21 protein-coding genes are annotated in these 26,246 nt (G+C 72.0%); 11 read left to right on the forward strand and 10 right to left on the reverse strand.

Features of this window, described 5'->3' with window-relative positions:
• Positions 1-56: 56 nt before the first annotated feature.
• From BMZ82_RS19915 to BMZ82_RS19935, 5 genes are all read right to left on the reverse strand, one after another.
• Complete coding sequence (locus BMZ82_RS19915) at positions 57-2,120, reverse strand: M4 family metallopeptidase (protein ID WP_093777601.1); 2,064 nt, start codon at positions 2,118-2,120, stop codon at positions 57-59.
• A 293-nt stretch (positions 2,121-2,413) separates the two neighbouring features.
• Positions 2,414-4,183, reverse strand: coding sequence for an ABC transporter ATP-binding protein (locus tag BMZ82_RS19920; protein ID WP_093777603.1), 1,770 nt, complete (start codon positions 4,181-4,183; stop codon positions 2,414-2,416).
• Positions 4,180-5,922: an ABC transporter transmembrane domain-containing protein gene (locus BMZ82_RS19925; RefSeq protein WP_093777783.1), complete on the reverse strand. Its 1,743-nt coding sequence runs from the start codon at positions 5,920-5,922 to the stop codon at positions 4,180-4,182. The genes BMZ82_RS19920 and BMZ82_RS19925 overlap by 4 nt, the downstream gene beginning before the upstream one ends.
• A 107-nt stretch (positions 5,923-6,029) precedes the next feature.
• Positions 6,030-6,557, reverse strand: coding sequence for a hypothetical protein (locus BMZ82_RS19930; protein WP_256252009.1), 528 nt, complete (start codon positions 6,555-6,557; stop codon positions 6,030-6,032).
• A 57-nt stretch (positions 6,558-6,614) separates the two neighbouring features.
• On the reverse strand, positions 6,615-7,394 hold the full coding sequence (locus BMZ82_RS19935; protein ID WP_093777605.1) for an inositol monophosphatase family protein: 780 nt from the start codon (positions 7,392-7,394) through the stop codon (positions 6,615-6,617).
• Positions 7,395-7,453: 59 nt separating this feature from the next.
• On the opposite strand from BMZ82_RS19935, the gene BMZ82_RS19940 reads away from it, so the two are divergent.
• Positions 7,454-8,350 carry a LysR family transcriptional regulator gene (locus BMZ82_RS19940; RefSeq protein WP_093777607.1) on the forward strand — a complete coding sequence of 299 codons (897 nt, stop codon included), beginning with the start codon at positions 7,454-7,456 and terminating at the stop codon, positions 8,348-8,350.
• Between the two features lie 28 nt (positions 8,351-8,378).
• Here the strand turns inward: BMZ82_RS19940 and BMZ82_RS19945 are convergent, their stop codons facing one another.
• From BMZ82_RS19945 to BMZ82_RS19955, 3 genes are all read right to left on the reverse strand, one after another.
• Entirely contained in the window at positions 8,379-8,987 is a 609-nt protein-coding gene (locus BMZ82_RS19945; RefSeq protein ID WP_093777609.1) for an NAD(P)-dependent oxidoreductase, read from the reverse strand.
• A 109-nt stretch (positions 8,988-9,096) separates the two neighbouring features.
• Positions 9,097-10,971, reverse strand: a complete 1,875-nt coding sequence (locus BMZ82_RS19950; RefSeq protein ID WP_093777611.1) for an ABC transporter ATP-binding protein — start codon at positions 10,969-10,971, stop codon at positions 9,097-9,099.
• Positions 10,968-12,785 carry an ABC transporter ATP-binding protein gene (locus BMZ82_RS19955; protein WP_093777613.1) on the reverse strand — a complete coding sequence of 606 codons (1,818 nt, stop codon included), beginning with the start codon at positions 12,783-12,785 and terminating at the stop codon, positions 10,968-10,970. Before BMZ82_RS19955 ends, BMZ82_RS19950 begins: the two co-directional genes overlap by 4 nt.
• A gap of 152 nt (positions 12,786-12,937) precedes the next feature.
• Here BMZ82_RS19955 and BMZ82_RS19960 point away from each other — a divergent pair, with 152 nt between their 5' ends.
• From BMZ82_RS19960 to BMZ82_RS19975, 4 genes are all read left to right on the forward strand, one after another.
• A complete protein-coding gene (locus BMZ82_RS19960; RefSeq protein WP_177244567.1) occupies positions 12,938-13,867 on the forward strand; it encodes an ABC transporter ATP-binding protein in 930 nt (309 codons plus the stop codon).
• Positions 13,864-14,598: an ABC transporter permease gene (locus tag BMZ82_RS19965; RefSeq protein WP_093777617.1), complete on the forward strand. Its 735-nt coding sequence runs from the start codon at positions 13,864-13,866 to the stop codon at positions 14,596-14,598. Before BMZ82_RS19960 ends, BMZ82_RS19965 begins: the two co-directional genes overlap by 4 nt.
• Before the next feature lie 80 nt (positions 14,599-14,678).
• Positions 14,679-15,938 carry a sensor histidine kinase gene (locus tag BMZ82_RS19970; RefSeq protein ID WP_093777787.1) on the forward strand — a complete coding sequence of 420 codons (1,260 nt, stop codon included), beginning with the start codon at positions 14,679-14,681 and terminating at the stop codon, positions 15,936-15,938.
• Positions 15,931-16,593 carry a response regulator gene (locus BMZ82_RS19975; RefSeq protein WP_093777619.1) on the forward strand — a complete coding sequence of 221 codons (663 nt, stop codon included), beginning with the start codon at positions 15,931-15,933 and terminating at the stop codon, positions 16,591-16,593. Before BMZ82_RS19970 ends, BMZ82_RS19975 begins: the two co-directional genes overlap by 8 nt.
• A gap of 46 nt (positions 16,594-16,639) precedes the next feature.
• On the opposite strand, the gene glgX is transcribed toward BMZ82_RS19975, so the two are convergent.
• A complete protein-coding gene (gene glgX, locus BMZ82_RS19980) occupies positions 16,640-18,871 on the reverse strand; it encodes a glycogen debranching protein GlgX (protein WP_093777621.1) in 2,232 nt (743 codons plus the stop codon).
• Between the two features lie 151 nt (positions 18,872-19,022).
• Here glgX and BMZ82_RS19985 point away from each other — a divergent pair, with 151 nt between their 5' ends.
• From BMZ82_RS19985 to BMZ82_RS20010, 6 genes are all read left to right on the forward strand, one after another.
• Positions 19,023-20,264 (forward strand): L,D-transpeptidase, encoded by a 1,242-nt coding sequence (locus BMZ82_RS19985; RefSeq protein WP_093777623.1) that lies wholly within the window; start codon positions 19,023-19,025, stop codon positions 20,262-20,264.
• Between the two features lie 224 nt (positions 20,265-20,488).
• Complete coding sequence (locus tag BMZ82_RS19990) at positions 20,489-21,742, forward strand: L,D-transpeptidase (protein ID WP_177244568.1); 1,254 nt, start codon at positions 20,489-20,491, stop codon at positions 21,740-21,742.
• A 95-nt stretch (positions 21,743-21,837) separates the two neighbouring features.
• On the forward strand, positions 21,838-22,605 hold the full coding sequence (locus tag BMZ82_RS19995; RefSeq protein ID WP_093777625.1) for an enoyl-CoA hydratase/isomerase family protein: 768 nt from the start codon (positions 21,838-21,840) through the stop codon (positions 22,603-22,605).
• A 287-nt stretch (positions 22,606-22,892) separates the two neighbouring features.
• Complete coding sequence (locus BMZ82_RS20000) at positions 22,893-23,396, forward strand: ATP-binding protein (protein WP_093777627.1); 504 nt, start codon at positions 22,893-22,895, stop codon at positions 23,394-23,396.
• 150 nt (positions 23,397-23,546) lie between these two features.
• Entirely contained in the window at positions 23,547-24,362 is an 816-nt protein-coding gene (locus tag BMZ82_RS20005) for a polysaccharide deacetylase family protein (protein WP_093777629.1), read from the forward strand.
• The gene (locus BMZ82_RS20010) at positions 24,362-25,546 is read left to right on the forward strand and encodes a YncE family protein (protein WP_093777631.1); all 1,185 of its coding nucleotides are present in this window, start codon (positions 24,362-24,364) and stop codon (positions 25,544-25,546) included. The genes BMZ82_RS20005 and BMZ82_RS20010 overlap by 1 nt, the downstream gene beginning before the upstream one ends.
• Here BMZ82_RS20010 and BMZ82_RS20015 read toward each other — a convergent pair.
• A complete protein-coding gene (locus BMZ82_RS20015) occupies positions 25,543-26,208 on the reverse strand; it encodes a GNAT family N-acetyltransferase (protein ID WP_093777633.1) in 666 nt (221 codons plus the stop codon). The genes BMZ82_RS20010 and BMZ82_RS20015 overlap by 4 nt on opposite strands.
• Between the last annotated feature and the right edge of the window lie 38 nt (positions 26,209-26,246).

The raw sequence follows: 26,246 nt of genomic DNA on the forward strand, positions 1-26,246 counted from the left end.
GGCGCCTCGTGCGATGCCTGTCGGGCGGTCGTGCCCGGCTCGCGCCGGCCCGCCGGCTACGGGAAGGTCAGCGACCAGCCGTTGATGTACCCGGTGTCCTGGGCCGCGTTGTCCTGGACCTTCAATTGCCAGGTTCCGTTGGCGACTTCGGACGAGGCGTTGACCGTGTACGTGGTGCTGAGGTTGTCCGTGCTGCCACCGGTGCCGTACGCCTTCAGCGCGTACGCCGTCCCGTCGGGGGCGATCAACTGCACCTGGAGGTCACCGATGTAGGTGTGCACGATGTCGACCGCCACCGCGAGGTTCGACGGCGCGTTGCCGGTCCGCCCGGAGACGGTGATCGACGACGTGACCGCCGCACCGTTGTCCGGAATCGATACGTCGGCGGTGTTCTCGAAAGAGGTGCCGCCCCCGCCGCCACCGCCGGGACGCGCCCCGACCGCGACGGCCGCCCACGCGTTCTGCACCGCCGTGTACTCGGCGCTCGTCGTCCCGTACAGCTCACCGGCCGCCGCCAGCGTGCCGGTGCGGGCCGCCGCGTAGTTGGTGGTCGAGGTGAACTTCGTGGTCAGCGCCCGGAACCAGATCTTCTCCGCCTTGTCACGGCCGATGCCGGTGACCGGAAGACCGTCCGAGGTCGGCGAGTTGTAGCTCACCCCGTTGATCGTCTTCGCGCCGCTGCCCTCGGACAGCAGGTAGAAGAAGTGGTTCGCCGGGCCCGACGAGTAGTGCACGTCGACCGACCCGATGCCCGAGTACCAACTGTCCTTGGAAGAACCGTCCTTGCTCGGCTTGTCCATGTAACGCAGCGGCGAGCCGTCGCCGTTGATGTCGATCTCCTCGCCGATGAGGTAGTCGCCGACGTCCGAGGCGTTCTGGGCGTAGAACTCGACCGACGTGCCGAAGATGTCCGAGGTCGCCTCGTTCAGGCCGCCGGACTCGCCGCTGTAGTTGAGGCCCGCGGTGTTGGCGGTGACGCCGTGCGTCATCTCGTGGCCGGCCACGTCGATCGCGGTGAGCGGGTGGGTGTTCCCGTCGCCGTCGCCGTACGTCATGCAGAAGCAACTGTCCTGCCAGAACGCGTTGACGTAGTTGCTGCCGTAGTGGACCCGCGAGTACGCGCCGACGCCGTCGCCCTTGATGCCCGAGCGGCCGTGCACGTTCTTGTAGTAGTCCCAGGTCAGGGCCGCGCCGTAGTGCGCGTCGGCGGCGGCGGTCTCCGTGTTGGACGCGGCGCCGGTGCCCCAGGTGTCGTCCGCGCCCGAGAAGAGCGTGCCGGTGCCGGAGGTGCCCCGGTTGAGGTTGTACGTCTTGTGCCCGCCGCGCGCCGTGTCGGTCAGGTTGTACGTCGACCCCGACTGCGTGGTGCCCAGGGTGACCTGACCGCTGTACATCGTGTTGCCGATGCCGGTCTCGACGCCCTGGTACTGGTAGAGCTTCGCGCCGGTGGACGCGTCCGTGATGACGTGCAGCTCGTTCGGCGTGCCGTCCTCCTGGAGACCGCCGACGACCGTCTCGTACGCCAGGACCGGGGTGCCGCTCGCCGCCCAGATCACCGTGCGCGGGGCCCTGTTGGTGTCCGCCTTCGCCGCGCCGGCGGCCGTGGCGAGGCTCAGCGCCTGCTTCTGGGCCTTGGCCGCGCTGAACGTCGGGGTGAGCGAGGCGACCTTGATGGCGGCTCGGGTGGCCTTCGTGACGCTCTCGGTCGCACCGGACTTCGCGGTGTCGACGACGAGGTCGCCGCCGAGCACCGGGAGGCCGCCGTAGGTGCGCTCGTAGCGGGTGTGCAGGGTGCCGTCGCCGTCCTTGACGACGTCCCGGACGACGAGCGCCTCCTTGGCGCCGAGGCCCAACTCCTCGGCGGTGGCCGCCTTTCCCGCGTCGGCGGCGCGCAGCAGCGCGGCGCGCTGGGCGGGGGTGAGCTTGACCGATTCCGCGCCGGGGCGGACCTGCGACGCGCCCGTCGGGGCGGCCGTCGCCGCGCCGGACTGCACGGCGGCGGCGATGAGCGCGCAGACGCCGACGAGGGCGACGGCCGCGGCACGCCGGGTCGAGGCGTGGGAGGTGGTGTGGGAGGAGGTGGTGCGGGGGGTGCGTCTGAGAGAGGGGCTGTTGCTCAACACTGACTCCTTCTGCGCGGCCACGGATCACGCGGCCAGGGGGAGACCCGACGGCCGGTGAGCCGTCCGGGGCACGACAAAGGCGGTACGCAGAACAAAGGCGGTACGTGGAGCGGACGTAGCTGTGGGGTTGCTGTGAAGTTGCAGTGGGAAGAGTGGCAGTGGATTGCGCTGTCTGTCAGGAGCGCGTCAGAAAGTTGGCCGGAAACCGTTCGTTGTCCGGGAGTTCATGTTCGATATGCGGATGAGTCGGACGCCCGAGTCTGCTTTCGGGCTTCTTGCGGCCCGCGGGCCTACGGCCTGCCCGGTGTTCCGTGCCAGGTCCGCCACAGGGCCGCGTATGCGCCGTCGCCCGTCACCAGCGCCTCGTGCGTGCCGAGTTCGGTGAGGCGGCCGTCTTCCATGACGGCGACCCGGTCCGCGTCGTGCGCGGTGTGCAGGCGGTGGGCGATGGCGATGACGGTGCGGCCCTGGAGGACGGCGGCCAGGGCGCGTTCGGTGTGCCGGGCGGTCGTCGGGTCCAGCAGGGCCGTCGCCTCGTCCAGGATCAGGGTGTGCGGGTCGGCCAACACTACGCGGGCCAAGGCCAGTTGCTGGGCCTGCGAGCCGTCCGTACGGCAACCTCGGCCGCCCAGTTCGGTGTCGAGGCCGGCGGGCAGTTCCCGGACCCAGTCGGCGGCGCCGACGGCGGCCAGCGCCGCCCACAACTTCTGGTCACCGGCAGCCGGTTCGGCGATCAGCAGGTTGTCGCGGACCGTGCCGAGGAAGACGTGATGCTCCTGGGTGACCAGGACGACCTGCCGGCGCAGCGTCTCCGGCGCCAGATCCGCGACCGGCACCCCGCCCACCGTCACCGTGCCCGCGCTCGGCGCGTCCACGCCCGCGAGCAGCCTGCTCAGCGTCGTCTTGCCCGCGCCGGACGGGCCGACGACCGCGAGCCGCTCCCCGGGCCGCACCGTCAGGTCGACCCCGCGCAGCACCTCGCCGCCGTGCTCGTAGGAGTACCGCACGCCCGTCACGTCGATCCGGTCGTCCGCCGGGACGGGACAGTCGTCCGACACCGCCCGCGGCGCCCGGGCCAGCCCCTCCACCCGGGCGAACGACGCGCCGCTGCTCTGCAGTTGCTCGACACGCAGCAGGATCTGGTCGAGCGGGTCGGTGAACTGCCGCAGATACAGCGCCGCCGCCACCACCGCGCCCAGACTCGCCGCACCCCGCGCGTGCAGCGCGCCGCCCAGCAGCAGCACGCCCGCCACCGGCAGCGAGTACGACACCTCGACCACCGGGAAGAACACCGTGCGCAGGTGCAGCGTGCGGAAACGGGTGCGGCGCGAGGTCTCCAGCGCGTCCCGGCTCGCCGCCGTGCGCCGCTCCTGGAGCCGCAGCGCCTCCACCGTGCGCGCCCCGGACGCGGTCGACGCGACGATCTCGGCGACCTCCGAGGTGGCCGCCCCCTCCGCGAGGTAGGCGGCGCGCGCCCGCCGCAGATACCAGCGCAGCGCGCACCAGATCGGGGTGAGCGCGAGCACCCCGACCGCGCCGAACAGCGGATCGATCGCGAACACCGCGCCGAGCGTGAACAGCGCCTGGACGGTGCACACCAGCAGTTCGGGCCCGGCGTCCCGCAGGGTCGTGCCCACCGCCGCCACGTCGGCGGTGCCGCGCGTGGTGAGATCGCCGGTGCCCGCCCGCTCCACGACCGACGCGGGCAGGGAGAGGGCCCGCCCGACGAACTCCTCCCGCACCCGGGCGAGGGTCCGCTCGCCGAAGCGGTGGCCCGCGTACCGGGCCCAGCGCGCCAGCAGCAACTGCGCCACCGCGCAGACCAGGATGGCCGCCGCCAGCCGGTCCACGACGCCGGTGCCGTGCCCGGCCCGCACCTCGTCGATGATCCGCCCCAGCAGCCACGGCCCGGCGAGCCCGGCCCCGGCCGCGAGCACGTTCAGGGCGAGGGCGCCGGTGAACGCCCGTCCGTCGGCCCGCACCAGCCGGGCCGTCGCCCGGCGCACCTCGGCCGGCTCGGCGACCGGCAGCCGCCCCGAGGACCCGTCGGCCACCGTCATCGCACCGTCTCCCCGGCCGCTTCGGCGCCTTCTGTCTCTTCTCCGTCTGCTGTGTCCCGGGCCACCAACTCCCGGTAGCCCGGTTCCTGTTGCAGCAGGTCGCGGTGGTGGCCGGTCGCCGCGACCTTGCCGTCGACCAGGTAGTGCACGGTCTCCGCGTGGTCGAGGACCAGCGGCGAGGTGGTGGTGACGACCGTGGTCCGGCCGGCCCGGGCGTCGCGCAGCCGCCGCGCGACCGCCGCCTCGGTGTGCGCGTCCAGCGCCGACGTCGGCTCGACGGCCAGCAGCACCTCGGGATCGGCGAGCAGCGCCCGCATCAGCCGTACGCGCTGCCGCTGGCCCCCGGAGAGACTGCGGCCCTGCGCCGTCACGGGCGAGTCGAGCCCCGCCGCCAGGCCCCGCACGATGTCGTCGGCCGCCGCCGCCCGCACCACCGACACGAGGTCCGCCGGGGCGGGCTCACGCCGTCCGGCGACCACCTCGCGCAGGCTGCCCGCGAACAGGTCGGCCTCGTGATCGGCGACCAGGATCCCGGCCCTGACCTGGTCCAACGGCATGGCGTCCAGCCGTACCCCGCCCCAGGTGGCGTCCGAGGGACCGTACCTGCCGAGCCGGTCCACGACGGCGCTGACCTCCGCGTGCCGCGCGCCGACCAGCGCGGTCAGCCGGCCCGGCGCGACCCGCACCCCCGACCCGGGGTCGTGCAGCGCCGCCGGTTCGCCGGGCGCGTCGGCGGTGCCGGTGTCCGGGGCGGGCTCCAGCCGCAGCAGCCCGACGACGCGCCGGGCGGCCACCACGCCCCGGCTGAGCTGGTAGCCCATGTCGACGAGGAACGCCACCGTGCCGACCAGGACGGCGACATAGCCGTACACCGACACCAACTCGCCCACCGTCAGCTTCCCTTGGGCGGCGAGCCGGGCCGCAAGCCAGGTCACCACGGCGAGGAACAGCGTCGGCAGGCCCAGCCCGAGGGCCTGGAGCCAACTGGTGACCGCGCCGACCCGGTAGCCCTGCTCCCGCAGCCGCCGCGAGTCACGCTCGAAGGCGTCCGCGAACAGCCCTTTGCCGCCCAGCCCGTTGAGGACGCGCAGCCCGCCCGCGAGGTCGCCGATCCGCGCGGTGAGCACGCCCTGCCGCTCCCGGTACTCGGCCTCCGTACCCTGCAACCGCGCCATCAACGGCCCCACCAGCACCGCGACCACCGGCACCCCCAGCAGCACGACCCCCGCCAGCAGCGCCGACACGGACAGCAGCAGCCCGGCGACCACCACGTACACCACGACCGCGCCGACGCCCGGCCCGATCACGGTCAGCGAGCCCGCGATGGTGTGCACGTCGGCCACCCCGATGGTGACGACCTCACCGGCCGGCACCTGCCGCGACAGCCCCGCGCCGAGCCGCACCGTCTGCCGGACGACGACCTTGGTGGTGCGGAAGTAGCCGTCCATCCGCACCCGGGTCATCGTGCGGTGCCGCATGATGCTCACCCACGCGTTGAGCGCGCCCGCCGCGAACAGCGCGCCCGTCCAGCCGGCCAGCGCCGCCCGGTCACCGGTCTCCAGCCCGTCGTCCACCGCCCGCGACAGCAGGTACGGCGCCCCCGCCATCAGCACCATCCACACGCTGGCCAGCACCGCCCCGGCCAGCGCCCGCCACGGCTGGCAGCGCACCAGCCACGCCAAGTACGCCCAGCCGCCACGGCAGTCGGGCGTCCCGGGATCCTCGTAGGCGTCGATCACACGTCCCCCGTCCGCTGACGTCGCACCGGTCACGGTGAACCCCGGTTCGGCCGACGGGGGTTCACCGTCCATGTAAGCAGACGCCGATCAGCGCCGACCGGGAATATTCACGCGCGGACCCGGCCCCACGGCTTGAAGACCGAGAGCACCATCGCGAAACTCAGCAGCACCATGGCGGCGACCGCGAGGAACGCGACGAACCAGATGTCCCGCAACGGCTGTGCGCCCGAGCCGAGTTCGGCGATCGGGCCCAGGAACGCCGCCATCATCGCGCAGGCGACGACATTGACGGCCGGCTTCACCGCGACCCACCGGTGGCGGACGAGTCCCCACTTGGTCGCCGGCCCCAGCAGGACACCGGTGACCAGGCAGACCACCCCCGCCGCGAGAGCCGACAGCAGGAGCGGGACGACGAAGAAGTCCGCCAGTGGCCGGTATACGGCGGTGCGGTCGTCGCCCGCGCGCACCCAGCCGATCGCCACCAGGACGGCGGAGACGGCGTCGATGCCGATCCAGGCTTTCGCCGACAAGGCATGCGTGACCAGGATGGCCTTGCGCAGCCGGACCGGGATGCGCCGGCGGACCTGGTTGCCGCGGGCCGGCGGGGTGGCGCGGGGTGTGGTGAGGGTGCTCATGGCCGCCCTTGTCTCCTTTGCCTCCTTGTCGGTTTCTTGCCTCGGCTTCGACTTCCCTCAGGCGGTGAGGACTTCGAGCGCGGCGGAGTGCACGCCCGGCGCGGCGGCGAGGTAGCTCTTTTTGGCCAAGTCCCACGGTTTGCCGTCGAGGTCGGTCACGACGCCGCCGGCCTCCTGCACCAGCAGCACGCCCGCCGCGTGGGAGCGGACGTTGTCGAACTGCCAGTGCAGGTCCATCCGGCCCGCGGCGACCTGGGCGAGCTGGTGGGTCACGGGCACGGAGATCCGTACATACAGGGCGGAGTTCGTCATCGCGGTGAACGCGGTGCCCATCCGGGTCGCGAGCTCGGGGTCCTGGCGCGGCTGGGCCTGGCCGGTTCCGGCCAGTGCGCCGTCCAACGACGTCTTGGCCGAAGCCCGCAGCCGCACACCGTTGAGGAACGCCCCGCCGCCCTCGGTCGCGGTGAACATCTCGTCGAAGACCGGGAAGAAGACCACCGAGAGCACCGGGCGGCCGTCCCGGACGAGGCTCACGCCGATGTTCCAGTCGGGCATGCCGTGCACGGCGTTGACATTGCCGCCGACCGGGTCGACGAGCCACCACTCGCCCGCGGCCAGCGGTCCCGATCCGTGTTCGTCGTCGAGCCAGCCCGCGCTCGGCAGGGCCTCGGACAACGCCGGGCGCAACACGTCGACCACGGCCGCGTCATTGGCCTGGAGGTCCGCGAGCAGTTCGGGGAGCCCGGGCTGACGGGAGTCGATCGAATAGCGCGTCATCATCCGGGCCCCGGCGTGCCGGACGGCGGCGACGGTGGCGGCAAGCAGTTCCTGGCTCATGGGACACCCCTGGAGTTGGTTGACTGAAGTGGATCTATGTGTTGTTAGGATTTACTTTCATGCAACTGGACTTGAATCTGCTGACCGTGCTGGACGCCCTGCTCGAAGAGGGCAGCGTGATGGGTGCGGCCGAGCGGCTGCACCTGTCCTCGCCCGCGGTCAGCCGCACCCTCGGCCGGCTGCGCGCCGTCACCGGGGACGACATCCTGGTGCGCACCGGCCACTCGATGACCCCCACCCCGTACGCCCTGTCGGTGCGGGCTGACGTGCACCGGCTGGTCCGGCAGGCGCACGAAGTGCTGTCGCCGGTACGGGAGTTGGACCTGACGGCGCTGGATCGCACCTTCACGATCCAGTGTCATGACGCGGTGGCCGCGTCACTGGTGCCGGTGCTGGTCGGCAGGATCCAACAGCGGGCGTCCGGCGTGCGGTTGCGGGTGCTGGCGGAGGCCTCCGTCGACACCGACGACCTGCGACACGGCCGCGTCGATCTGGAACTCGGCGGCGGTGGACCCGCGCTGCCCGAGTTCCGGTCCGAGCCGATCGGTGACGACCGGCTCGTCGTGGTGATGCGCGCGGACCACCCTTGCGCCGCCGGACTCGACCTGGCCTCCTACGCGGCGCAGCCGCATGTGGCGATCTCCCGGCGCGGCCGCCTCACCGCGCCGATCGACGACCTGCTGGCCGCCGAAGGCCTGCGGCGCCGGGTGGTCGCGGCGGTGGCCACGGTCTCCACCGCCCTGCAGATCGCCGCCCGTGGCGACGCGCTGGTCACCTGTGCGGCGATTCTCGGCCGCCCGCTCATCGAGGCGTTCGGGCTCGTCGCCCGCCCGCTGCCGTTCGAGACCCCGGCCGCGACGATCAACTGCAACTGGCACCAGCGCTACGACTCCGACCCCGCCCACGCCTGGCTCCGTGAGCAGGTCCGGGCGTCGATCGAGGAGATCACCGCCTGACGCCCGCTCGGCCCGCCAATCCCTGTGCCTACTCCGCCAGGGGCAGGGCGACTGCGCCGGGAAAGCCGGGCGTCTCCGCTTCGTCGAGCATGGCCGCGGCGACGGTTTCCCGGCTGACCTTCGCACCGAGGTCGAAGGCCGGCGCGGCCGCCAGCCCGACCGTGCGCCGGCGGGGGCTCTCCGGCCCGTCGTCGAGCATCCCGGCGTGGAAGACGGTGCCCCCGGCCGCGAGAACGGTGTTGTCGGCCTCCACCTTGTCCGCGAGCCGGTCGCCCAGCACCTTGGCGAGCACCTCGACGCCTTCCCCCGCCGCTTCGGCCGACGGGCCCGTGCCGTAGGCGCCGAGCCAGATGACGCGCCGTGGGCCGGCGGCGACGACGGCCCGGGCGCCGGTCAGGAGAATCCCGGCCCGGTCGGTGCCCAGCGCGGACAGGACCACGGAATCCCCGTCCACGAGGGCGGCGACACCGGCCGCGTCGGTCACGTCGCCCGCCACTTTGCGCAGGGCCGGGGAGTCGGGCAGGGCGATCTTCGCGGGATCGCGCGCGATGGCGGTCACGGTGTGACCGCGTCGCAGCGCCTGTCGGGTGAGGGCCATTCCGGTCCGGCCGGAGGCCGCGAGGACGGTGAGGTTCATGTCGGCAACGTTAGGGAGCCCCTCCCTTAACATCAAGTGCAAGTAGCTGACTTGATAAGTTACCCAGACGCAATTACCGCTCTGGTCGGGCAAGGCTGTCAGGAGGCTCTCAGGCCAGGCTGTCGCGCCAGGCGCGGTGCAGGTCCGCGAACCGGCCGGTGCCCGCGATGAGTTCGGCCGGGCTGCCGTCCTCGACGATCCGGCCGTGCTCCATGACCAGGACCCGGTCGGCGATCTCCACGGTCGACAGCCGGTGCGCGATCACCACCGCCGTACGGCCCTTCAGCACCGTCGCCATCGCCGCCTGCACGGCCCGCTCGCCCGGGACGTCCAGCGAGCTGGTCGCCTCGTCGAGGATCAGCACCGCCGGATCGGCCAGCAACGCCCGTGCGAACGCGACCAGTTGACGCTGCCCTGCGGAGATCCGGCCGCCCCGCTTGCGGACGTCCGTGTCGTAGCCGTCGGGCAGGGCGCTGATGAACTCGTGCGCGCCGATCGCCTTCGCCGCCCGCTCGATCTCCTCCCGGCTCGCGTCCGGCCGTCCGATGGCGATGTTCTCGGCGACCGTGCCGGAGAACAGGAACGCCTCCTGTGTCACCATGACCACCCCGCGCCGCAGTTCGGGCCCGGCCAGCTCGCGCAGGTCGACCCCGTCCAGCAACACCCGGCCGGCGGACGGGTCGTAGAAGCGGGCGAGCAGCTTGGCCAGCGTGGACTTGCCCGCGCCGGTCGAGCCGACCACGGCGACGGTCTGCCCGGCGGGCAGGGTGAGATCGAAGCGGGGGAGGATCTCGCCGCCGGTGCGGTAACCGAAGGCGACCTCGTCGAACACGACTGCGCGGCCCGGGAGTTCGCCGTCCCGCGCCGGGAGTTCCCTCGGCGTGGACGGTTCCGGCACGGACGGTGTCTGGGCGAGCAGGCCCGCGATCTTCTCCAGCGAGGCGGCCGCCGACTGGTAGGAGTTGAGGAACATCGCGAGCCGGTCGATCGGGTCGTACAGCCGCCGCAGATACAGCACCGCCGCCGCCAGCACGCCCAGCTCCAGCGAGCCGTCCACCACCCGCAGCGCGCCCCACAGCACGATCACCGCGACCGCCGTGTTCGCGACCAGCCGCGATCCGGTGACGTACCGGGCCATCTCCAACAGGGCGTCGCCGTTGGCGCGTTCGTGCCGCCGGTTCAGGACCCGGAAGGCGGCCTCGTTGGCGGACTCGCGGCGGAAGGCGCGCACCGGGCGGATGCCGTTCATCGTCTCCACGAACTTCACGATCACGGTCGCGATCGCGGTGGACCGGGCCGCGAACGCCCGGCCCGCGCGCCGCTGGTAGAGCCGCATCAACAGATACAGCGGCCCGAAGGAGGCCACCGCCACCGCGCCCAGGCCCAGGTCCAGCCAGAGCAGCATCGCGGAGATGAACACGAAGGACAGCACGACCGCGACGAGTTCCTGGAGGCCCTCGCTGAGGAGTTCGCGCAGTGCCTCCACGTCGCTGGTGGAGCGGGAGATGAGCCGGCCCGAGGTGTAGCGCTCGTGGAAGTCGAGGCTCAGCGCCTGCGCGTGCCGGAAGATCCGGCCGCGCAGGTCGAGCAGCACGTCCTGGTTGACGCGGGCGGACGCGATCAGGAACACGTACTGGAGCGCGCCGGCGGCCAGCGCGCACAGCAGGTAGCCGGCGCCCACCGCGAGCAGCGGCCCGTGGTCGTCGGCCCGGAAGGCCGGTACGGCGCGGTCGATGGCGTACGCCACCAGCAGCGGGCCCGCCTGCACGGCCGCCTGCTGGAGCAGCAGCAGGAGTGTGGTGAGGGCGACGCGCGCCCGCATCGGCGCGAGCAGGGAACGCAGCAGCGCGCCGGTGGCGCCGGGCGGGGCGGGCAGGACGTCCTTGTCGAAGGGGTCGCCGGCGAAGGGCTGGGGAGGCGTCTCGTCGTCGGCGGTGGTGGGGGTGGGGGAGGCCGCGGGGGTGGCGGTGGGGGGCGCGGTCATCGGTCGTCCTCCTGGCGGCCGGTTCCGGACATGAGGTGGGCGTACTCGGCGTTGCGGCGCAGCAGTTCGTGGTGGGTGCCGACGGCGGTGACGCGCCCGCCGGACAGCAGGGCGACGCGGTCGGCGAGGAGCACGGTGGACGGGCGGTGGGCCACGATCAGCGCGGTGGTGTCGGCCAGGACCTGGCGCAGCGCGGCCTCCACGGCGGCCTCGGTGTGCACGTCCAGCGCGGAGAGCGGGTCGTCGAGGACCAGGAAGCGGGGCTGTCCGACGACGGCGCGGGCCAGCGCGAGCCGCTGCCGCTGGCCGCCGGAGAGACTGAGCCCCTGCTCGCCGACCTGGGTGTCGACGCCCTGCGGCAGCGCGTGCGCGAAGTCGGCCTGGGCCACTTCCAGCGCCCGCGCCAGCTCGGCGCTGCCCGCCCGGTCGTCCGCGCCCATCAGGACGTTCTCGCCGACGCTCGCGGAGAACAGGGTCGGCTCCTCGAAGGCGACGGCGACCCGCGCGCGCAGTTCCTCGCGGGGCAGCGCGGTGATGTCCTCACCGTCGAGGGTGATGCGCCCGGCCGTCACCTCGTGCAACCGGGGCACCAGCGCGGTCAGGGTGGTCTTCCCACTGCCGGTCGCCCCGACCAACGCCATCGACTCCCCGGGCCGGATGTGCAGGTCGACTCCGTCGAGGGTGGGCGGGGAATCGAGTGCGGCATCGGGATACCGGAAGACGACCCCGGAGAAACACAGTCCGCCACCCGCCGCGGCCCCGGCGTCACCCGCACCGGTCGTGGTATGGGCACCCGTCCCGCCCGGGTCCTCCGGGAGTTCGTCCATCACCTCGAAGTAGCGTTCCGTGGCTGTCGCCGCCTCCTGGCTCATGGCGAGGAGGAAGCCGATGGAGTCGACCGGCCAGCGCAAAGCGAGGGCGGTGGACAGGAAGGCGACCAGGGTGCCTGCGGACAGCTCGCCGTCGGCGACCTGTACCGCGCCCAGCACCAGCGCGGCTCCGATGGCCAGTTCGGGCAGGGTCACGATGACGGCCCAGATCGTGGCCAGCAGGCGCGCCTTGCGCAGTTCCGTGCCGCGCAGGGTCGACGACAGCTCGCGGAAGGCCCGCGCCTGGCTGCGGTGCCGGCCGAAGCCCTTGATGATCCGGATCCCGAGGACGCTCTCCTCGACCACCGTCGTCAGATCGCCGACCTGGTCCTGCGCGCGCCGCGCCACGACCGCGTACCGGTTCTCGAAGTACACGCACATCACGATCACGGGGACCACCGGCCCCAGGATGACCAGCCCGAGCGTCCAGTCCTGAAGCAGCATGATGACGACGCCGATGAGGATCGTCACCCCGTTGACCAGCAGGAACGTCAGCGGGAAGGCGAGGAACATGCGCAGCAGCCCCAGATCGGCCGTCGCCCGGGACAGCAACTGCCCCGACGGCCACCGGTCGTGGAAGGCCACCGGCAGCCGCTGGAGCCGCTCGTACAGCGCGGCCCGCATCGACGCCTCGACGTGCGACAGCGGGCGCGCCACCAGCCAGCGCCGCAGCCCGAACAGCAGCGCCTCCGCGAGCCCGAGCAGCAGCAGCCAGAGCGCGCCGAGCCAGACCCCGCCCGTGTCCCGGTCGGCCACGGGCCCGTCCACCAGCCACTTCAGGACGAGCGGGATCACCAGGCCCGTACCGGAGGCGACTATGGCGACGAACGCGGCGGTGAAGAGCCGTAGCCGTGCCGGGCGGACGTACGGCCACAGGCGCAGCAGGGTGCGTACGGCGGAGCGGTCGGGGGTGTGGGGGGTGGTGGTTGCACGTGTCCTGGCCATCACCGCGAGCCTACGGACCGGCACTGACAACGCCCACCGAGTTTTGGCCGGACGCTGGTGAGAGTCGTAGCGCCGTATCCACCGATCGGCTGATGCGCGTTCGAGCGAGCCGGCCGATGTGCCGAACCGGTGCCGGGCGGAACCCTGGTGCCATGCCTGTCATCGAAGTCACCGATCTGCGCAAGTCCTACGACGGCCGCGCTGTCGTCGACGGCGTCTCCTTCGCCGTCGAGGAGGGCGAGATCTTCGGGATCCTCGGCCCGAACGGCGCCGGCAAGACCACCACCGTCGAGTGCGTCGAGGGTCTGCGGACGCCCGACGGGGGCCGGGTCCGGGTCACCGGGCTCGACCCCGTCGCCGACCACGCGCGCGTGGCCCGCGTCCTCGGCGCCCAGCTCCAGCAGAGCGAGCTCCAGGCCAAACTGACCGTCCGCGAGGCCCTGGAGCTGTACGCCTCCTTCTATCCGCACCCGCTCGCGTGGGCGCCGCTCGCCGACCGCCTCGGCCTGACCCCGAAACTCTCCACCCGGTTCGCGAAGCTCTCCGGCGGCCAGAAGCAGCGCCTGTTCATCGCGCTCGCGCTGATCGGCGACCCCCGGATCGTCGTCCTCGACGAACTGACCACCGGCCTCGACCCGCGCGCCCGCCGGGACACCTGGGAGCTGATCGAGGACGTCCGCGCGGGCGGGGTGACGGTCCTGCTCGTCACGCACTTCATGGAGGAGGCGCAGCGGCTGTGCGACCGGATCGCCGTGATCGACAAGGGCCGGGTCGCCGCGCTGGACACCCCCGCCGGACTGATCCGCCGCTCGGCGGGGTCCACCGTCATCAGCTTCACCCCGTCGGTCCCGCTGGACGAGCGTGACCTGAACGCCCTGCCCGGCCTCGCGTCCGTCGAGCACAAGGACAGCCGGATCACGCTGTCCGGCAGCGACGAGACCGTCAACGCCGTCATCACGCTTCTCGCCCGCCACCGCGTCACCGCCCACCAGCTCCGCGTCCTGGACGCCACGCTCGACGACGCGTTCCTCGACCTGACCAAGGACGTCACGAACGACGTCGCCAAGGAGGCAGCGGTATGAACATTGCCGTGCTGAAGACCGAGGTCCGCCTCTTCCGGCGCGAACCCGGCGGCATCTTCTGGATCCTGCTCTTCCCGACCCTCCTCCTGGTGATCCTCGGCTGCATCCCCGCCTTCCGGCACCACCAGGCCGACCTCGGCGGCCTGCGCACCATCGACGCCTACGTGCCGGTGGCCGTGCTGCTCGGCCTGATCGTCGGCGGCCTCCAGTCGATGCCGCAGACCCTCACCGGCTACCGCGAGCGCGGCATCCTGCGCCGGATGTCCGCCACCCCGGTGCGCCCGACCGCCCTGCTGTCCGCGCACATGCTGGTGTACGGCGGGGCGTCCCTGCTGTCGGCGCTGCTGGTCCTCGTGGTCGGGCGGTTCGGCTTCGACGTACGCGTGCCGCGGCAGCTCTTCGGCTACCTCCTCGCCCTGCTGCTGGCCGTCCTGGTCGCCCTCGCTCTCGGATCGGTGGTGTCGGCGCTGTCCCGTACGACGAAGATCGCGGGCGCGATCGGCTCCGCCGTGTTCTTCCCGGCGATGTTCTGCGCCGGTCTGTGGATGCCGGTGCAGTCCATGCCGGACACCCTCGCCCGGATCGTGGAGTACACGCCCTTCGGCGCCGCCGCGCAGGCCCTGAACCAGGCGGCGGCCGGGCACTGGCCGGGCTGGACCCACCTGGGCGTGCTGGTGGTGTGGTTCCTGCTGCTGACGGGCGCGGCGAGCCGGTGGTTCCGCTGGGAGTGAGCCTGCCCGTCGCCCACACTGGGCCCATGGACACGCACATGGGCCCGGACACGGCCCCGGCCCCCGCCCCGGTCCCGGACATGGCCCGGGACCGGGACGTAGCGGGCGTCGAGCGGCGGTGGGCGGCGGTCAACCACCGGGGGCCGTACCTGCTGCTGCTGGTGAGCGCGCTCCTCGCGGTGCCGACCGCCGGCATGTTCCACATGGGGCGTGGCGACTGGTACGCGACCGGTGCACTGGTCGCCGCCGGACTGGCGCTCCAGGTGTGGTGGGGGACCGTCGCCGACACCCGGCGCGCGCCGTCGGCCACCAGCATCGGCTACTACGCCGTCCGCTGGGCCATCGCCTTCGCCCTGACCTGGATCAACCCGCTCTTCTGCTTCTACGCGTTCACCGGCTACTTCGGCGCCCGCCGACTGCTGCCGCGCCCTGCGGTGACCGTCGGACTGTTCGCCACCGCCGTCACCATGTCCGGCGCGTACACCGGCGGGATGCCGCCGAGCGGGCGGACCCAGTGGCTGCTGTTCGGGGCGATCCTCGTGATCACCCTCGTCCTGGTCGGCGTCTCCGACCGGCTGTTCGCCACCGAGGACGAACGCGCCCGCGTCCAGGCCGCCATCATCACCGAACTCGAGCGCACCAACGCCGCGTTGCAGCAGGCCCTCGACGAGAACGCCGCGCTGCACGCCCAACTCCTCGTCCAGGCACGGGAAGCCGGGGTCGCCGACGAACGCAGACGTCTCGCGGCCGAGATCCACGACACCATCGCCCAGGGCCTGACCGGGATCATCGCCCAGCTCCAGGTCGTCGCGAACACCCCCGACCGCGACCAGGCCCGCGAACACACCGGCCGCGCAATGGAGTTGGCCCGCTACAGCCTCGGCGAGGCCCGCCGCTCCGTGCAGAACCTGGCGCCGGTGGCGCTGGAGTACGACGGACTGCCCGAAGCCCTGAAGAAGACGGTCGCCGACTGGGGCGAACGGACCGGCGTACGCGCCGAGTTCACGCTGACCGGCACCGCCGAGCAACTCCACGAGGAGGTCGCGGCCACCCTCCTGCGCATCGTCCAGGAGGCCCTGTCCAACGCCGCCCGGCACGCCCGCGCCGCCCGCGTCGGCGTCACCCTGTCCTTCCTCGGCGACGACGTCATCCTCGACATCCGCGACGACGGCACCGGCTTCGACCCCCGCGCCCTCCCCGCCCGCTCCAGCTCCGGCGGCTTCGGCCTGGACGGCATGCGCGCCCGCGCCGAACGCATCGCGGGCTCGCTGACCGTGGAGTCCGAACCGGGCCACGGCACGGCCCTGTCGGCTCGCGTACCGTTGGTCCGCCATGAGTGACGCACCCCTGACCGCCATCACCCTGCTGATCGTCGACGACCACCCCGTCGTACGGGACGGTCTGCGCGGCATGTTCGAGTCGGCCCCCGGATTCACGGTCCTCGGCGAGGCCTCCGACGGCGTCGAGGCCCTCGACCGGGCCGCCGCCCTCGACCCCGACGTGGTCCTGATGGACCTGCGCATGCCGGGCGGCGGCGGAGTCGACGCGATCGCCGCACTGACCCGGCGCGGCGCCCGCGCCAAAATCCTCGTCCTGACCACGTACGACACCGACTCCGACACCCTGCCCGCGATCGAGGCGGGCGCGACGGGCTACCTGCTGAAGGACGCCCCTCGCGACGAACTCTTCACCGCCGTCCGCGCCGCCGCCGCAGGCCGCACCGTCCTCTCCCCGGCCGTCGCCTCCCGCCTCGTCTCCGCGGTCCGCACCCCTCGAACCCCCGCGAGCGAACCGCTCTCCACCCGCGAACGCGAGGTCCTCGCCCTGGTGGCCAAGGGCACGTCCAACCGCGAGATCGCCCGCGAACTCTTCATCAGCGAGGCCACGGTCAAAACCCACCTCACCCACCTCTACGCCAAGCTGAACGTCAACGACCGAGCCGCAGCGGTCGCCGTGGCATACGAACGAGGCATCCTGGGCCGAGGCGGCCCGTGACGGGCTGACCCGTCGCCGAGCCCCGCTTCCCGACGGCCCCCGCCCCTCACCCCACCCGCAACAACAGCACCGCCCGCCCCGGCACGGTCACCGCCACGCCCGCCGGGTACGTCACCCCCGGCGCCTCCCCTTGCTCCTCGCGGGACGTGTCGACGATCACCTCGTACCGTTCCGCCCATGGCGGGCCCGGGAGGACGAACTGCACCGGGCGGTCGCCGGCGTGCAGGACGGCGAGGAAGCTGTCGTCGGTGATCGGGGCGCCCTGCTCGTCGCGGCCGGGGATGTCCCGGCCGGAGAGGTACATGCCGAGGGTCGCGGCGGGGGCGTACCAGTCCCGTTCCGTCATCTCCGTGCCCTGGTCCGTGAACCAGGCCAGGTCGCGCAGGCCGTCCGCCGAGTGGGCCCGGCCGGAGAAGAAGGCCCGGCGGCGCAGTACCGGGTGGCGGTGGCGCAGGGCGATCAGGCGGGAGGTGAGGTCGAACAGTGCCCGCCAGCCCGGCTGTTCCAGGAGTCCCCAGTCCAGCCAACTGGTCTCGTTGTCCTGGCAGTAGGCGTTGTTGTTGCCCCCCTGGGTGCGCCCGAGTTCGTCGCCGGCGACCAGCATCGGCACGCCCGTCGACAGCAGCAGGGTCGTCAGTAGGTTCTTCAACTGCCTTCGCCGCAGCGCCAGTAGGCGTTCGTCAGCCGTCTCGCCCTCTTCGCCGCCGTTCCAGGAGCGGTTGTCGTTCGTGCCGTCGCGGTTGCCCTCGCCGTTGGCCTCGTTGTGCTTGCGCTCGTACGACACCAGGTCGCGGAGTGTGAAACCGTCGTGCGCCGTCACGAAGTTGACGGAGGCGTAGGGCCGTCGCCCGCCCCACGCGTACAGGTCGCTGGAGCCCGACAGCCGGTAGCCCATCTCGCGGACGTCCGGCAGCGCGTGCCGCCAGAAGTCGCGTACGGCGTCGCGGTAGCGGTCGTTCCACTCCGTCCACAGGGGCGGGAAAGCGCCCACCTGGTAGCCGCCCGAGCCGACGTCCCACGGTTCCGCGATCAGTTTCACCCGGCGCAGCACCGGGTCCTGGGCGATGACCGCCAGGAACGGGGACAGCATGTCGACGTCGTGCATGGAGCGGGCCAGGGCCGCCGCCAGGTCGAAGCGGAAGCCGTCGACGCCCATCTCGGTCACCCAGTAGCGCAGCGAGTCGGTGATCAGGCGCAGTACGTGCGGCTGCACCACGTGCAGGGTGTTCCCGCAGCCCGTGTAGTCGGTGTAGCGCCGGGCGTCGGACTGGAGCCGGTAGTAGCCGCGGTTGTCGATGCCCTTCAGCGACAGCGTCGGGCCCAACTCGCCCGCTTCCGCAGTGTGGTTGTAGACGACGTCGAGGATCACCTCGATCCCGGCGGCGTGCAGCGCGCGCACCATCCGCTTGAACTCGCCGACCTGCTGGCCCGTCGTACCCGACGAGGCGTACGCGGCGTGCGGGGCGAAGTAGCCGATCGAGTTGTAGCCCCAGTAGTTCTTCAGGCCGCGGCGCAGCAGATGGTCCTCGTGCGCGAACTGGTGGACCGGCAGCAGCTCCACCGCCGTCACGCCCAGTTTCACCAGGTGGTCGACGGCCGCCGGATGCGCCAACCCGGCGTAGGTGCCGCGCAGTCGCTCGGGGATGTCCGGGTGCAGCCGGGTGAAGCCGCGTACGTGCAGCTCGTAGATGACCGAGTCCGCCCACGGGGTTTTCGGGCGGCGGTCGTCGGCCCAGTCGTCGTCATCGTGGACGACGACCCCCTTCGGGACGTAAGGAGCCGAGTCCCGTTCGTCGCGGACGGTGTCGGCGACCTGCTGCTGCGGCCAGTCCCGGACGTGCCCGTACACCTCCGCCGGCAGGCCGAACTCGCCGTCGACCGCGCGGGCGTACGGGTCGAGGAGCAGCTTCGCCGGGTTCCAGCGGCCGCCGGTCCACGGGTCCCAGCGGCCGTGCACCCTGAAGCCGTAGCGCTGGCCCGGCATCACGCCGGGCAGGAAGCCGTGCCAGATCTCGTGCGTGAGTTCGGTGAGCCGGGCGCGCGTCTCGCGTCCCGCCTCGTCGAACAGGCACAGGTCGACCGCCTCGGCGCCCCCCGCCCACAGCGCGAAGTTGGTGCCCGCGACCCCGTCCGGGCCGACCCGGAACCGGGCGCCCAGCGGGGTGGCCGCGCCCGGTCGCACGGGTGGGCCCGGTACCTTGCGCGGCGCACCGTTCACGACGGTGTCCGGCGCGCTGCGCCGGCCCGCCACCGCCTCCTGCTCGGCTGCGCTGGACACCGTCTCGCCTCCCGCGGCTCGTGGGGCGACGTGGGAAAAGAGTGCCCGGTGTCCCGCCGGGGCTCCCGTCGCGTCGTCCTCCCCCCATTTCTGCCCAGAGCGGCCCTCGCACTCACGTTTCCCCGGGGCGGGCCCGATCGTTGGGCACCCCGTGAGGCACGTACAAGGGCGCGCACGGCGCGCAGGGGTCGCACTGGCCGCCGTACTGACATGGGCAGGACTACTGGCCGGGGCCGCCGGCTGCACCGGCGGCGACAGCGGGGGCGGTGTGGACCGGATGCTCGGCAAACCCCCGGCCCCCGAGGACGTCATCCGGGTCACCCCGCAGGACAACGCCAAGGGCGTCCGGCCGGGACAGGGCCTGCGGGTGCGGGTGCCCGACGGGCGGCTGGAGTCGGTGAAGGTGGTCCGCTCGCAGGACGCCCAGGAGACCGAGGTGCCGGGCAAGGTCGCCGCGGACGGCCTGAGCTGGCGTCCGGACGACGACCGGCTCGGGCTCGCCGCCCGTTACACCGTCGACGTGGTCGCCCTGGACGGCGACGGCAACCGCTCGGCCCGGCACACCACGTTCACCACCTACGTCCCCGAGGAGCGCTTCATCGGCTACGTCACCCCCGAGAACCGGGCCACCGTCGGCACCGGGATGATCGTCTCGCTGGAGTTCAACCAGGAGATCGAGAACCGGGCCGCCGTCGAACGCGCCGTCCGTGTCACGGCCGAGCCGGCGGTGGCCGTCGAGCCGCACTGGTTCGGCAACGACCGGCTCGACTTCCGCCCCGAGGAGTACTGGGCCCCCGGCACCCGCGTCACCGTCGCCCTCGGCCTGCGCGACGTCGAAGGAGCGCCCGGCGTCTACGGCTTGCAGCAGAAGTCGTTCTCCTTCACCGTCGGCCGCAGCCAGGTCTCCCTGGTCGACGCGGCGAAACACACCATGGAGGTCCGGCGCGACGGCGACCTGCTGGCCACCGTGCCCATCACCGCCGGAGCGCCGAAGAACACCACGTACAACGGCAAGATGGTGGTGACCGAGATGCTGGAGCTGACCCGGATGAACGGCGCCACGGTCGGCTTCAAGAAGGCGAACGGCAAGGGCGAGTACGACATCCCGGACGTCCCGCACGCCATGCGGCTGACCAGCTCCGGTACCTTCCTGCACGGCAACTACTGGGCGGACGAGGACGCGTTCGGGAAGGTCAACCTCAGCCACGGCTGCGTGGGCCTGCGGGACGTGAAGGGCGGCGGTTCGGACACGCCGGCGGGCTGGTTCTTCGACCGCAGCCTCGTCGGGGACGTCGTCGAGGTCGTCCACAGCAAGGACAAGCAGGTCGCCCCCGACAACGGGCTCGGCGGCTGGAACCTGACCTGGCAGGAGTGGCTCGCCGGGGGCGCGTGAAACGACGTCCGGAAATGACGTCGTGAAATGTCCCCGCCCCCTGACGCAACCTTCCCCGCGTTCGCATGGTCATAGTGGCGACTGGACCAAGGTCCTAGTTGGGACTGAACGGTGACATTCCCGTCCCGTTCAGGCCGTTGACCTTGTGGTTAATATGCGGCGAACGCGGGGGACGCGTCGCGGTACGGGCTCGGGCAGGGCCCGGGGGAGTGGGGAGAAGGACTGTGAACGTGCGACCGATATCGGGGGCGTCGGTTGAAGGGCGCCAGGGCGTCCGCAACAAGCGGTTGGCGCTGGTGGTCGGCGGGCTGATGCTCGCCGTCACGGCATGCGGGGGCGGCGGCGGGGGCGCGGACACCAAGGCCGACGCCAAGGACGCGGGCGGCAACGGCGCTTCGACCACCGCCGAGAGCAAGCAGTCGGAGGCCGTCGTCACCATCGCGCCGAAGACCGGCGCCAAGGACGTCGACACCAGCGGCACCCTGAAGGTCAGCGCCGCCAAGGGCAAGCTGACCGAGGTCACCGTCAAGGACACCAAGGGCCGGAAGGTCGCCGGCGCGATCTCGGCCGACGGCGCGGGCTGGACGCCCGCCACCCACCTGGCCGCGTCCACCGCGTACCAGGTGCACGCGGTCGCCAAGGACGCCGAGGGCCGGACGGCCGCCGAGGACTCGTCGTTCACCACGCTGAGCCCGCAGAACACCTTCATCGGCAACTTCACGCCGGAGGACGGCTCCAAGGTCGGCGTCGGCATGCCGTTCTCGGTGCGCTTCACGCGCGGCATCACCAAGCCGGCCGACGTCGAGAAGGCCATCACCGTCAAGACCGTGCCGCCCGTCGACGTCGAGGGCCACTGGTTCGGCAACGACCGGCTCGACTTCCGTCCGGAGAAGTACTGGAAGGCCGGCACCAAGGTGACGGTCGAGCTGAACCTCGACGGCGTCGAGGGCCGCAAGGGCGTCTACGGCGAGCAGACCAAGACGGTCTCCTTCACCATCGGCCGCGACCAGGTGTCCGTCGTGGACGCCAAGAAGCACACGATGAAGGTCATGCAGGAGGGCAAGGTCGTCAAGACCATCCCGGTCACCACCGGCAAGCCCGGTTACGCCACCTGGAACGGCCAGATGGTGATGAGCGAGAAGTTCACCGTGACCCGGATGAACGGCGACACCGTCGGCTACGACGGCGAGTACGACATCAAGGACGTCCCGCACGCCATCCGCCTGACCGACTCAGGCACCTTCGTGCACGGCAACTACTGGGGCGGCGACGCCTTCGGCAACTACAACGCCAGCCACGGCTGCATCGGCCTGCGCGACGTACGCGGCGGCTACGACAGCGGTGTGCCGGCCGCCTGGTTCTTCAACCACTCGATGGTCGGCGACGTGGTGGTCGTGAAGAACTCCACCGACCCGACGGTCGACCCGTCCAACGGCCTCAACGGCTGGAACATCCCGTGGGCGGAGTGGAAGAAGTAACCCGCTGAGGGTGTGCGCGAGCGGGCCCGGTGCCATGCGTCCTGTGACGCACGGCACCGGGCCCGCCGCCGTTAGTCCCCGTTAACCTGACCGGCATGACTGTGAATCTCGAAGTCGCCGAAGGCGTCGGCACGATCCGTCTCGACCGGCCGCCCATGAACGCCCTGGACATCGCCACGCAGGACCGGCTCAAGGAGCTCGCCGAGGAGGCGGGCCGACGGGACGACGTGCGCGCCGTCGTCCTGTACGGCGGGGAGAAGGTGTTCGCGGCGGGCGCGGACATCAAGGAGATGCAGGCGATGGACCACACCGCGATGGTGCTGCGCTCCCGCGCCCTGCAAGAGGCGTTCACGGCCGTGGCCCGCATCCCCAAGCCGGTCGTGGCGGCCGTCACCGGGTACGCGCTGGGCGGCGGCTGCGAGCTCGCGCTCTGCGCGGACTTCCGGATCGCCGGCGACAACGCCAAGCTGGGCCAGCCGGAGATCCTGCTCGGGCTGATCCCCGGCGCGGGCGGCACCCAGCGGCTGGCCCGGCTGGTCGGCCCGTCCAAGGCCAAGGACCTCGTCTTCACCGGCCGGATGGTGAAGGCCGACGAGGCGCTGACGCTGGGTCTGGTCGACCGGGTGGTCCCGGCCGCCGACGTCTACACCGAGGCGCACGCCTGGGCGGCGAAGCTGGCGCAGGGACCGGCGCTCGCGCTGCGCGCCGCGAAGGAGTCGATCGACACCGGTCTGGAGACCGACATCGAGACCGGCCTCGCCGTCGAACGCACCTGGTTCGCGGGCCTGTTCGCGACCGCCGACCGCGAGACCGGCATGCGCAGCTTCGTCGAGGAAGGCCCTGGCAAGGCCAAATTCCTGTGAGTGACGTCTCCTTCTGACTCCCCGGAACCTCTTGCAATTGACGGGACGTCTCATCAGGTTCCCTCGATGGGGCGGATTGTGGGAACCTTGGGACGGCCTTCAGTCCGCCGGTCGAGAGAGCCTGTCGATTGTCTCTGGACGAGCCGTTATCGCAGGTCAGCGGGGGTTCGACAGGTCACGAACTGCCGCTGGCATATGCCGAGCGAAACGTACGGAATGGTGGGTTCCGGGGGGTGCATTCCGTCGGAACGGCCCCCAAGTCGGCTTCGGGCCGCCATGATGGGGGCATGGCGGGGCTGGATGGCATCGATCAGCCGCGGGGACAGGGCCGTGCGACCGCGGCGCGCTGGTCGCCTGCGGTCGAGGACGAACGGGCGCTCAAGGCGCTGGAGTTGTTCGGCAATCCGACGGACGGCGAGGTACAGCTCCCGTCCCTCCCCGAGTCCGCCGGCACGGCCCGCAGACTCGCCCAGGTCGTCGTCCTGCGGCAGTGGGGACTGTCCCCCAAGATGACGGAGGACGTGGTGCTCCTCGTCTCCGAACTCGTCGGCAACGCCGTGCGTCACACCGGCGCCCGCGCCTTCGGTCTGCGGATGCGGCGGCGGCGCGGCTGGATCCGCGTCGAGGTCCGCGACCCGTCCCGCGGGCTGCCCTGTCTGATGCCGGTTCAGGCGCTGGACGTCAGCGGGCGGGGCCTGTTCCTCGTCGACAGACTCTCCGACCGGTGGGGTGCCGACCTCCTGCCGCGGGGGAAGACGACGTGGTTCGAGATGCGCGTCGCCGACCGGTAGTCACTGACGGGTAGCCGCCGACCGTCAGACGCCGACCGTCAGACGCCGACCGTCAGACGCCGACCGTCAGACGCCGACCGTCGGGCGCGGGCGATGTCGGCAGGACCGCCGATGGGTCAATCGCCGGAATTGCGGCATATCACCCTTTAAATGGGGAGGGTGACCACATCCGACCGTCGTTCCGTGCTGCGGGCGGGCGCCGGGCTCGTCGCCGGGGGTACGTTCGCGGCCGCGTGCTCGCCCTCCGGATCCCCTTCCGGCGCTTCTGCCTCCGTAGCCGCCCGCCACGCCCCCACCTCCGCGCCCCCCACCTCCGCGACTCCCGCCGCCAAGGCCGCTGCTCCCGCCCCCCGGGCCTACCCCCGGCAGCCCGTCCAGATCACGCACGGTCCCCGGGACCGGCCCCGGGTCGCCCTCACCTTCCACGGTCAGGGGGACCCCGCCGTCGCCCGCGCCCTGCTCGGTGAGGCCGAGCGGCACGGGGCCCGGGTCACCGTCCTGGCCGTCGGGACCTGGCTCGACGAACACCCCGACCTCGCCCGCCGGGTCCTCGACGGCGGCCACGACCTCGGCAACCACACCCAGCGCCACCTGGACGTCAACGCCATGTCCGAGGCGGACGCGACGGCCGAGATCACCGGCTGCGCCGAGCGGCTGCGCAAGCTCACCGGGTCCATCGGGACCTGGTTCCGCCCCTCCCGCACCGCCCACGCCTCCCCGCTCGTCGAGACGCTGGCCCGCCGCGCCGGCTACCCGCACGTCCTCTCCTACGACGTCGACTCGCTCGACTTCACCTCGCCCGGCGCCCCCGCCGTCGCCCGCAACGTCCTCGGCGGGATCCGCAACGGGTCCGTGGTGAGCCTGCACTTCGGGTACGCGGACACGGTCGCCGCGCTCCCCGCCGTCCTGGACGAACTCGACCGCCGCGGACTGCGCGCGGTCACCACCACGGAGCTGATCGGCTGATGCACCGCAACCTCGTGAAAAGCGCCCTGCTGGCAGGCGCCGCGCTGACCGTCCTCGCCGCCTGCGGCACCGGCGGCAAGGGTGGCGGCGCGGACCGGGCCACCCGGGCCGCCGCCCCCGCGCCGGTGAAGAAGGCCGTGAGACCGGCCGTCGACGGGCTGCCCGGCATGCCGCCCGTGCTGGACCCGAAGGACGTCTACGCCGCCGACCGCCCCAACAGGCTCTCCCCGGTGGTCAAGGACTTCCCGTCCCGGGTGTACGTCCCCAACACCGAGTCCGACACCGTCTCCGTCATCGACCCGAAGACGTACAAGGTGATCGAGACGCTCCGGGTCGGCCGGCAGCCGCAGCACGTCGTGCCGTCCTGGGACATGAAGACGCTGTGGGTCAACAACAACCGGGGCCACACCCTCACCCCCATCGACCCACGCACCGGCAAGGCGGGCAGGTCGGTCGAGGTGCACGACCCGTACAACCTCTACTTCACGCCCAACGGCAAGTACGCCGTCGTCATGGCCTCCATGGACCGCGAGCTCGTCTTCCGCGACCCGCACACCATGAAGCGGATCAAGACGGAACCGGTCACCTGCTACGGCGTCAACCACGCCGACTTCTCCCTCGACGGGAGGTACTTCATCGTGTCCTGCGAGTTCAGCGGCGAACTGCTGAAGGTCGACACCGAGAAGATGAAGGTCGTCGCCCAGCAGAAACTGCCCTTCAAGGGCGCCATGCCGCAGGACGTGAAGATCTCACCCGACGGCAAGCGGTTTTACATCGCCGACATGATGGCCGACGGGATGTGGATCCTCGACGGCGACACCTTCGCCAAGCCGACGTTCCTGTACACCGGCAAGGGCTGCCACGGCCTGTACGTCAGCCGCGACTCCCGCGAGATGTACGTCTCCAACCGGGGCGAGGGCACCGTCTCCGTCTTCGACTTCACCAAGAACGCCCTCACCAAGAAGTGGCGGCTCCCGGACGGCGGCAGCCCCGACATGGGCGGCGTCTCGGCGGACGGCAAGGTCCTGTGGCTGTCGGGGCGTTACAACTCCGAGGTGTACGCCATCGACACCGGCACCGGACGCCAGCTCGCCCGCATCAAGGTCGGCGGCGGCCCGCACGGCCTCGCCGTCTACCCGCAGCCCGGCCGCTACTCACTCGGCCACACCGGCATCTTCCGCTAGGCACTCCGACAGGCACTCCGCTCGGGTGACCGGCGGGGGATCAGCAGGATCTCCGCGCCCACCGGTACGTACCCCGCCGCCTGGAACGCCCGTACGCTGCGGGCGTTTCCCGGGGCGACCTGGGCCCAGACGGGCTCCGTGGCCAGGTGGCGGGCGGCGGTGACCAGGCCGCGGCCGAGACCTCGGTGCCGTGCCGCCTCGTCGACCTCCACCGACACCTCCAGCCGGCCGCCGATACCGCGTCCCATGACCAGGATCCCGCCGTCCGCCGACCACACGCGCACCTCGTCGCGCCGGCGCAGGGCGTACCGGATCCGGGCATGGTCCGAGTCCTTGACCTCCCGCGGCGGCGCAGGGGGCTCGCCGGGCAGCGGGGCGCCCACCAGCATCATGTCGACCGTCTCGGCCGTACGCCCCGTACGCTCCATGAGAGCGGCCAGGAACCGCGGGTTCATGGACGCCGACAGGGGATCGGCGTCGACGCCGCGCAGCGCGCCGTACACCCACTCCGGGTCCTCGTCCGTGAAGACGACCGAGTGCCCGGTGAAGGCGAGGACGCCCGCGTCGCGGTCGGAGGGCTGGGGGACGAGGGTCGTACGGCCGTCGGGCGGCGGGAAGACGCCCTGTGCGGCCGCGTCGAGAATGTCCCGCAAGGTCGTCATCGTCGTGCTCTCCGAGTCTGCTGGGTGGTCGCTGCGCC

The sequence above is a fragment of the Streptomyces sp. yr375 genome, assembly GCF_900110755.1.
GTDB lineage: Bacteria > Actinomycetota > Actinomycetes > Streptomycetales > Streptomycetaceae > Streptomyces.